General features: G+C 68.3%; 8 protein-coding genes and 1 pseudogene. 6 read left to right on the top strand and 3 right to left on the bottom strand.

The window, feature by feature from the left end:
• Positions 1–111 (top strand): annotated as a pseudogene (locus AB4Y92_RS23945) (IS1595 family transposase); the annotation flags it as partial.
• 341 nt (positions 112–452) lie between these two features.
• On the opposite strand, the gene AB4Y92_RS23940 reads toward AB4Y92_RS23945, so the two are convergent.
• On the bottom strand, positions 453–1,271 hold the full coding sequence (locus AB4Y92_RS23940; RefSeq protein WP_441821901.1) for an arylesterase: 819 nt from the start codon (positions 1,269–1,271) through the stop codon (positions 453–455).
• Positions 1,272–1,318: 47 nt separating this feature from the next.
• Between AB4Y92_RS23940 and AB4Y92_RS23935 the strand changes: the two genes are divergently transcribed.
• A complete protein-coding gene (locus AB4Y92_RS23935; protein WP_441821900.1) occupies positions 1,319–2,086 on the top strand; it encodes an ABC transporter ATP-binding protein in 768 nt (255 codons plus the stop codon).
• Positions 2,087–2,088: 2 nt separating this feature from the next.
• Positions 2,089–4,593 carry an ABC transporter permease gene (locus tag AB4Y92_RS23930; RefSeq protein WP_441821899.1) on the top strand — a complete coding sequence of 835 codons (2,505 nt, stop codon included), beginning with the start codon at positions 2,089–2,091 and terminating at the stop codon, positions 4,591–4,593.
• 111 nt (positions 4,594–4,704) lie between these two features.
• Here AB4Y92_RS23930 and AB4Y92_RS23925 read toward each other — a convergent pair whose 3' ends face one another.
• On the bottom strand, positions 4,705–4,962 hold the full coding sequence (locus AB4Y92_RS23925) for a hypothetical protein (protein WP_441821898.1): 258 nt from the start codon (positions 4,960–4,962) through the stop codon (positions 4,705–4,707).
• 124 nt (positions 4,963–5,086) lie between these two features.
• The gene (locus AB4Y92_RS23920) at positions 5,087–5,863 is read right to left on the bottom strand and encodes a hypothetical protein (protein WP_441821897.1); all 777 of its coding nucleotides are present in this window, start codon (positions 5,861–5,863) and stop codon (positions 5,087–5,089) included.
• Positions 5,864–5,947: 84 nt separating this feature from the next.
• Between AB4Y92_RS23920 and AB4Y92_RS23915 the strand changes: the two genes are divergently transcribed.
• From AB4Y92_RS23915 to AB4Y92_RS23905, 3 genes are read left to right on the top strand one after another with little or no spacing between them, the layout of a single operon-like run.
• Positions 5,948–7,024 carry a class I SAM-dependent methyltransferase gene (locus AB4Y92_RS23915; RefSeq protein ID WP_441821896.1) on the top strand — a complete coding sequence of 359 codons (1,077 nt, stop codon included), beginning with the start codon at positions 5,948–5,950 and terminating at the stop codon, positions 7,022–7,024.
• Positions 7,021–7,722, top strand: a complete 702-nt coding sequence (locus tag AB4Y92_RS23910; RefSeq protein WP_441821895.1) for a pseudouridine synthase — start codon at positions 7,021–7,023, stop codon at positions 7,720–7,722. The genes AB4Y92_RS23915 and AB4Y92_RS23910 overlap by 4 nt, the downstream gene beginning before the upstream one ends.
• On the top strand, positions 7,715–8,434 hold the full coding sequence (locus tag AB4Y92_RS23905; RefSeq protein WP_441821894.1) for an HAD family hydrolase: 720 nt from the start codon (positions 7,715–7,717) through the stop codon (positions 8,432–8,434). Before AB4Y92_RS23910 ends, AB4Y92_RS23905 begins: the two co-directional genes overlap by 8 nt.
• Positions 8,435–8,459 lie beyond the last annotated feature (25 nt).

Raw genomic sequence — 8,459 nt, 5'->3', positions numbered from 1 at the left:
GCCAAGACCACCTTCTACCTGCACCTCAAGGAGTGCGAGTTTCGCTTCAACCATCGCCACGACGACCTCTATCGGGCGACCCTTAAGTTGCTACGATCCAACCCCCTCTGAGGGGCGTTTGCTTCCTAAGACCCTTGAAAAAGGGGGGTTAGGGAGGGGCTTTTAGCCGCATGGCCCGAAGAGCAACCGCAAAAGCAAATCCCCCACGTCCGCTTCGCGGCCGTTCGCCCCCTTTGTCAAAGGGGGCAACAGCAAAGGCCGCGGCGAACGACACGCGACGAACCTGATCGGTAGTGCCGGATTCCCCCTTTGAAAAAGGGGGGCTAGGGGGGATTTGCTTTTAGCCACACGGCCCGAAGAGCAACCGCAAAAGCAAATCCCCCACGTCCGCTTCGCGGCCGTTCGCCCCCTTTGTCAAAGGGGGCAACAGCAACCGCCGCAGCGAAGCGACCTCACTTCAACATCGGCCCGAGCTTCGTCCACACATGATCGCGCAGCTTCGGTTGCGCGCTGGCGATCGGATGCAGGTTGTCGGCCTGGAACGCGGCGCGATCCATCGCCACCGGTTCGAGCAGGAACGGCAGCAACTGAGTGCGGTACTTCTGCGACAGCTCGCGATAATTGCGCTCGAAGCCTTCCGTGTATTCCTTGCCCTGGTTCGGCGGCATGCGCATGCCGATCAGCAGCACCTGTGCCTTGGCGCCCTGCGCGGCCTGGATCATGCGCTCCAGATTCGCCCGGCTCTGCGCCAGTTGCAGACCACGCAAGCCATCGTTGGCGCCCAGTTCGATCACCACCACCGCAGGCTTATTGCGCTGCAATTCGCCGGCGATACGCGCCGCGCCGCCGGCGGTGGTTTCGCCGCTGATGCTGGCGTTGACCACGCGCCAGCCCGGCTGGGTCTTGGCGATGCGATCGGCGGTCAACGACACCCAGCCCTGCGAGGCGGCCAGGCCGTAACCGGCCGAAAGCGAATCGCCCATGAACAGCACCGTGCGCGCGGCCTTGGCCGCGGGGGCCGCCGCCGGCGGTTTGGCGGCCGGCGCGGGCTGGGCCGAAAGCGGCGCCCAGGCGCTCAGCAGCACGGCCGCGGCCAACAATGCGGCCCGTGCGCCGGCCGTGCCGACCCCGCGGGCATGGCCGATGGCCCATTGAACCGGGCCGCGCCGTGCCGCATATCCTTCATTCGCGCGACTGAAGCCGGCGGTATCGGCGCCGCCGCAGTGCAGGCCCGCGGCGGCATGCCGGGCGCCAAGGTTCTTAAAGATCATTTAATAACGTCTCCCGATGATGCGGCGAGGCAAGCAGAAGGACGATCATGGCAGTTTCCAATCTCGCTGATTCGATCATGGCCGACCGCATCGTGAAAGACGGTGACGAACCGCAGGCTGAAGCGCGGCAACCGGCGGCGCGCGGCGTGGCGACGCTGGAAGTCGATGGCCTGGGCAAGCACGTACCGTTGCCGTCGGGCGAACTCACCATCCTCGATGGGGTCGGTTTCTCGATCGCCAAGGGCGACACCGTCGCCATCGTCGGCGCGTCGGGCTCAGGCAAGAGCACCTTGCTGTCGCTGCTGGCGGGCCTGGATTCGCCCAGCACCGGCACGGTCAAGCTCGACGGCGAAAACATCTCGGCATTGGACGAAGACGGCCGCGCGCGCGTGCGCGGCGAGAAGGTCGGCTTCGTGTTCCAAAGCTTCCAACTGCTGCCGTCGCTGACCGCGTTGGAAAACGTGATGCTGCCGCTGGAGCTGCGCGGCGATCGCGATGCGCGCACGCCGGCGCAGGCGATCTTGGACAAGGTCGGATTGGGCCGGCGCCTGGAGCACTATCCGCGCCAGTTGTCCGGCGGCGAGCAACAGCGCGTGGCGCTGGCGCGCGCGTTCGTGACCCGGCCGTCGCTGCTGTTCGCCGACGAACCCACGGGCAATCTCGACACTCACACCGGGCAAGCGATCATCGAATTGCTGTTCCAGCTCAACGCCGACGCCGGCACCACGCTGGTGCTGGTGACCCACGATGAGCATCTGGCCGAACGCTGCCATCGCCGCATCCGCCTGGACAGCGGCCGACTGGTGCAGGGCTGACCGTGGGCCGGATCATCGCGATGGCGTGGCGGCAATTGCGCCGCGACCTGAAAGCCGGCGACGTGCGCATCCTGCTCGCCTCGCTGGTGTTGGCGGTGCTGGCGGTGACCGCGGTCGGTTTCGTCACCGATCGCGCCGAGCGCGCGCTGGCGATCGAAGCCAATCGTCTGCTCGGCGGCGACGCGGTGATCCGCGCCGATCAGCCGATCCAGGGGAAGTTGCGCGAAGCCGCTTCGGTGCCGCAGCTGCGTCGCGCCGAAGCCACCGAACTGCAGACCATGATCCGCGTCGGCGAGCGCCTGCAATTGGGCGATTTGCGCGCGCTGGGGCAGGGCTTTCCGCTGCGCGGCAGCTTCCGCATCGCCGATCGCGCCGGCGGCGCCGAACGCGATGCGAGCGGCGTGCCCGCGCCGGGCACGGTGTGGATGAGCCAGGCCGGCGCCGACACGCTCGGGGCGAAGATCGGCCAGGACATCGCCATCGGCGATTCGCGCCTGCGTCTGGCCGCGCTGGTCACGCAGGAACCCGATGCGTCGCTGGATTACTTCAACATCGCGCCGAAGGTTTTTCTCAGCCTCGCCGATCTGCCCGCGACCGGTCTGATCCAACCCGGCAGCCGCATCCGTTATCGAATGGTCGTGGCCGGCGCGCCCAACGCGGTCGAACGCTTCGTCGCCGCGGCAAAGCCCGCGCTCGGCCGCGGCCAGCGTCTTGAAACCATTTCCGATGCGCGCCCGGAAGTGCGCTCGGCGCTCGATCGCGCCGGACGTTTCCTCGGTCTGGCCGCGCTGGTGTCGGTGGTGCTGGCCGCGGTCGCGGTGGCGATGGCCGCGCGCCGGCACAGCGAGCGCCATTTGTCCGGCACCGCGGTCATGCGTTGCCTGGGCGCGAGCCAGCGCACCCTGGTCGGCATCCACGTCGGCGAGATGGTGTTGCTGGGCTTGATCGCCAGCGCCATCGGCGTCGCCCTCGCGTTCGGCCTGCAATGGGCGATCGGCGGCTGGCTCGAACAATCCTTGAAGATGTCGATCCCGGCCGCGAGCGCGATGCCGGCGCTGCAGGGTTTCGGCGTCGGTCTGGTGGTGCTGCTCGCGTTCGGCGCGCCGCCGGTGCTGGCGCTGCGCCGGGTGCCGGCGCTGCGCGTGCTGCGCCGCGACCTGGACCCGACCGAGCCCAGCGCATGGCTGATCGGTGTCGCCGGCCTGATCGGGCTGGGCGCGTTGCTGTGGTGGAAGGCCGGCTCGGTGGCCTTGGGTGCGTACATGCTCGCCGGCATCGCCGCGACCTTGGCGGTATTGGCGCTGCTGGCCTGGGGCATGATCGTGCTGGTGCGCCGGCTGCGTTCGCGCCTGCGCGGCAGCCTGCGCTACGGCCTGGCCAATGTCAGCCGCCGCGCCGGCACCAGCATCGCCCAGGTCTCGGCGTTGGGATTGGGGTTGATGGCGTTGTTGCTGCTGACCTTCGTGCGCACCGATCTGCTCGATCGCTGGCAGCTGGCCTTGGCCAGCGATGCGCCCAATCGTTTCATCATCAACGTGCAGCAGGATCAGCTGGTCGATGTGCGCAAGTTCATCGGCGCGCAAGGGCTGGCCGCGCCGACCTTGTTCCCGATGATCCGTGCGCGGCTGGTGTCGTACAACGGCAAGCCGGTGACCGGCGACAGCTACGCCGAACGCGGCGATCGCGCCAAGCAACTGGCCGAGCGCGAGTTCAACCTGTCGGTGGCGCAAACGCTGCGCGCCGACAACAAGCTGGTCGACGGCAAGTTCTGGGCGCCGCGCAAGCTCGCTCAGCCGGAGGTTTCGGTGGAAGAAAGCTTCGCCGAGACGTTGGGCTGGAAGGTCGGCGACACGGTCGGTTTCGATATCGCCGGGCAAGCCTTCAGCGCCAGGATCACCAGCCTGCGCAAGGTCGATTGGGAGAGCTTCCGCCCGAACTTCTTCGTGATCGCCTCGCCCGGATCGATGGACGGCTATGCCGCCAGCTACATCACCGCGATCAGCGTGCCGCCGGCGCAGACGCGCTTCACGTCGCAGTTGGTCGAGCAGTTTCCGAACCTGTCCGTGATCGATGTGGAAGCTGTGCTCAAGCAAGTGCGCAGCACCGCCGATCAGGTGTCGACCGTGGTCGAGGTGGTGTTCTATTTCTCGCTGATCGCCGGTTTGCTGGTGCTGATGGCGGCGGTGAGTGCGAGCCAGGACGAACGCCTGCTCGAAGGCGGGGTGATGCGCGTGCTCGGCGGCAGCCGCAGGCAGTTGCGCCTGGCGCAGGCCTCGGAGTTCGCCGCGATCGGTTTGTTGTCGGGCCTGACCGCGGCCATCGCCGCTTCGGTGCTGGCCGGCGTGGTCGCGGTGCAGGTGTTCGATCTGCCGTGGGAATTCGATTGGCGCATGGCCGCGACCGGCGGCGGCCTGGGTGTGCTGGCGGCGTTGGCGGCCGGCATGTTCGCGACGCGGCGGGTGCTGGATGCGCCGCCTTCGGTGACCTTGCGCGAGTTGCAGGGCTGAGGCGCGGCCCTCACCCCGGCCCTCTCCCGCAAGCGGGAGAGGGAGCACTTGCGACTCGGACTTGAAGCCCTCTCCCGCTTGCGGGAGAGGGGTTGGGGCGAGGGAACGCTTTTAAACCTGCAACTGCGGCTGCGCTTGAAACCTGCGCGCATATCCGCGCTCTTCCGCCACGCGCTCGACCTCGGTATCGGCCAGATCCGCCGCCGCGTACACGACGTACACCATCGACCCTTCGCGCAAGCCGACATGATGCAATCGATAACGCTGAGTGCCGCTGCCGGTATCGGGCGGGTAATGCAGCGGCGGCTCGCCGCTGTCGAAGTCGAGTTCGCTGTTGTCGACGGTGCCGCCGACGAATAGGGCTCGCATCTGCTATCGCTCCTGATTCAGGGGATCGTCTGGCATCGTCCCCATCGCGGCGTTGCGATGCGATGAAGCCGGCGTTGCGCCGGCGCGAAATCGCAGCGAGATTTGCGATAGGCGTGACGCGCGCTCATTCGCCCGGCGACAGATGTCCGGAAAACACCCGATGGCGCGGATGCAACCGCAGCCATAAGGTCTGCGCCAGCAACAACGCCGCGACCGCGAGCGCGGCCCACGCGGCGATAGCGGCGCCGCTCAGCGCCGAATCGGCCTGCTTCACATAAACCGCGGCCAAACCCCAGAGCGCGGCGAGGGTGTAACCGGTGCTGCCGCGCATGCGCGCGTTCAGCGCCAGCAGCAACACCGCCGCCAGCGCCAGCAACGCCAGGCTCCACACCAGCATGCGGTCGGTCGGCAGCAGCCGATAGGCCACGATCACCTGCGCGGTGTTCAGGAATGCCGCCAGCGACAGCCAGCCGGCGTGCAGGGATATCGCGAACTTGGCCCAGATCGTCTGCCCAGGCAGGGGCGAGAGGTCGCGGGCCAGCACCACCGCGGCCCAGGCCATGCACGCCAGCGCCAGCCAGATCGCCGCCAGGGCCAGCCAGAACCACTGCTGCGAGAAGATCGGCATCCACAGCGCGGTCAGGGTGAAACCGGCCGCCACCGCCGGGCGCAGCCGCAGCAGGGTCTCGTGCTCGCGCCAGCGTCCGCGCAACTGCCACAGCGCGAAGGCCAGATCGAGCAGGAAAATCAGGCCCCAGATCGAGAACGCGTAACCGGCCGCGACCAGCAAAGTGGGGTAGCGATCGGAGATTTCGCCGGTGTCGGGGCCGAAATAGCCCTGCTGCGCGAACCAGGCCACCGCCGGCATCAGCGCAGCCGCGATCAGGACGGGCAGGCGCACGGCATCCTCCTTGAGATCCAATGCCACACCCTAGCGCGCAGCCGCGTAAAATCGGCGCGATGATCGAATCCCTCCGCAATTGCCATGCGCATTGATCCCTCCGACGACGCGCTCGATACCCTGTTCCAGCCTTTCGCCGACGGCGTACTGAGCTGGCCTGAACACGGCGGCGTGCTGTTCCTGCGCGCGCGCGACGGCGTCGGCCTGCGCCAGCGGCCGCGTCCGGGGCTGGTCTGCGAGCAGGATTACAAGCCCGCGCTCGACGCCCTGCATCGCGGCGGCCTGGATACGATCGAGCTCGAATCGGCCGATCCCGCGCAACCGGCGGCCAAGCGTTATCCGCTGGTGCTGGTGCTGCCGCCGCGCCAGCGCGAGGAAGCGCGCGCGCTGTTCGCGCAGGCGATCGCGCACACCGCGCCGGGCGGGCGGGTGGTCGCCTGCCTGCGCAACGACGAGGGCGCGCGTTCGGGCGAGGACGATCTGGCCCGCATCGCCGGCAAGGTCGCCAGCCTGTCCAAGCGCAAATGCCGGGTGTTCTGGACCCCACCGCTGGACGGCGCGCCCGATCCGCAACTGGCGCGGCAATGGGCCGCGCTGGACGCGCCGCGCGAGATCCTCGGCGGCCGTTTCCGCAGCCGTCCGGGCCTGTTCGCCTGGGACCGGGTCGATCCGGCCTCGGCGCTGCTGGCCGAACACCTGCCGGCCGATCTGGCCGGCCGCGCCGCCGACCTGGGCGCCGGTTACGGCTATCTGTCGGCGGAACTGCTGGCGCGCTGCCCGCGCATCACCGCGCTGGATCTGTACGAAGCGCAGGGGCGCGCCGTGCAACTGGCGCGGATCAACATGCAGCGCCTCCAAAGCGCGGTGCCGATGGAATTCTTCTGGCACGACGTCACCGCCGGCCTGTCCCAGCGCTACGACGTGATCGTCAGCAATCCGCCGTTCCACGCCCAGGGCCGCGAAGAGCGTCCCGACATCGGCCGCCGCTTCATCGCCGTGGCCGCCGAGGCGCTCAATCCCGGCGGCCGTCTGTGGCTGGTCGCCAATCGCCATCTGCCCTATGAGGTGGTGCTCGACGAACGTTTCGGCCAGGTGCGCACGGTCGCCCAGCAAGGCGGCTTCAAGGTGGTCGAGGCGATCAAGGCGCGGGGCCGCGCATGAAACTGGTCAAGCTGATCGCCAACCTGGGTTACGGCAGCCGCAAGGACGTGACCGCGATGTTCCGCCAGGGCCGCATCACCGATGCCGGCGGCGAGGTGTTGTACGCCGACGACAAAGTCGAGCACGACGCTATCCGCATCGACGGCGAAGCGCTCGATCCGCCGCTGGGCTTGACGATTCTGCTGCACAAGCCGGTCGGCTACACCTGTTCGACCAAGGACCCCGGCCGCATCGTCTACGACCTGCTGCCGCCGCGTTATCGCCTGCGTTCGCCGCTGCTGTCCACGGTCGGGCGGCTGGATCGCGACACCAGCGGCATGCTGCTGCTGACCGACGACGGCGGCCTGCTGCACCGGATCGTTTCGCCCAAGGCCAATCTGGCCAAGGTCTACGAGGCCACGCTGGCCTCGGACCTGCGCGGCGAGGAAGGCGCGATCTTCGCCAGCGGCGAGCTGATGCTGGAAGCGGAGAAGACGCCGCTGGCGCCGGCCGCACTGGAAGTGCTGGAACCGCGCCGCGCGCGGCTGATCCTCACCGAAGGCCGTTACCACCAGGTGCGGCGCATGTTCGCCGCGGTCGGCAACCACGTGGACGCGCTGCATCGCGCGCGCATCGGCGGTTTGTCGCTGCAGGATTTGCCGAGCGGGCAATGGCGCACGCTCGATTCCACCGACCTTGAGACCTTGTTCCGTGGCTGAGTTCGCCGTGCGTCCGCTCGATTTCGTCCCCGCCGCGGTGTTGTTCGACATGGACGGGCTGATGCTCGACAGCGAACGGGCGATGCTGGAAACCTGGCGCGAAGCGGCGCTGACCGAATCGATCGACGCCGACGACCGCCTATGGCTGGCGATGGTCGGCATGCACGATCGCGCCAGCTTCGCGATGCTGGCCGGGCATCTGGGCGAAGACGCGGCGACGCGGCTGCGCGACACCAGTTATCGCTTGTACGACGAGCGCGTGGTCGCCGGCTTGCCGCGCAAGAGCGGTCTGTTGGAATTGCTGGATCTGCTGGAAGCGCACGGCATCGCCAAGGCGGTGGCGACCTCGACCCGGCGCGAGCGCGCGCTGAGCAAGCTCGCCGCCAGCGGTCTGATCGATCGCTTCGGCGTGATCGTGACCGGCAGCGATGTCGAGCATCCCAAGCCGGCGCCGGACATCTATCTGCTGGCCGCGCGCGAACTCGGCGTGGACCCGCGCCGGTGCGTGGTGCTGGAAGACTCCGAACCGGGCGTGCGCGCGGCGCTCGCGGCGGGGGCGACGCCGATCCAGGTGCCGGATCTGGTCGCGCCCGGGGATGAGCTGCGCGGCTTCGGCCATCGCATCGTCGCTTCGCTGGGGCGGGCGCATGAATTGCTCGATGCGGTGCTGCGGGGTGGGGATGGGCGGGTTGCGGGTGGGGTTCGTAGCTAAGAGCAAATCCCCCCTGGCCCCCTTT

This window comes from Lysobacter sp. TAB13, assembly GCF_052113885.1.
GTDB classification, from domain to species: Bacteria; Pseudomonadota; Gammaproteobacteria; order Xanthomonadales; family Xanthomonadaceae; genus Lysobacter; species Lysobacter gummosus.
Note: the sequence above shows the minus strand (reverse complement) of the source record. Positions and strands in the feature narration are given on the sequence as shown.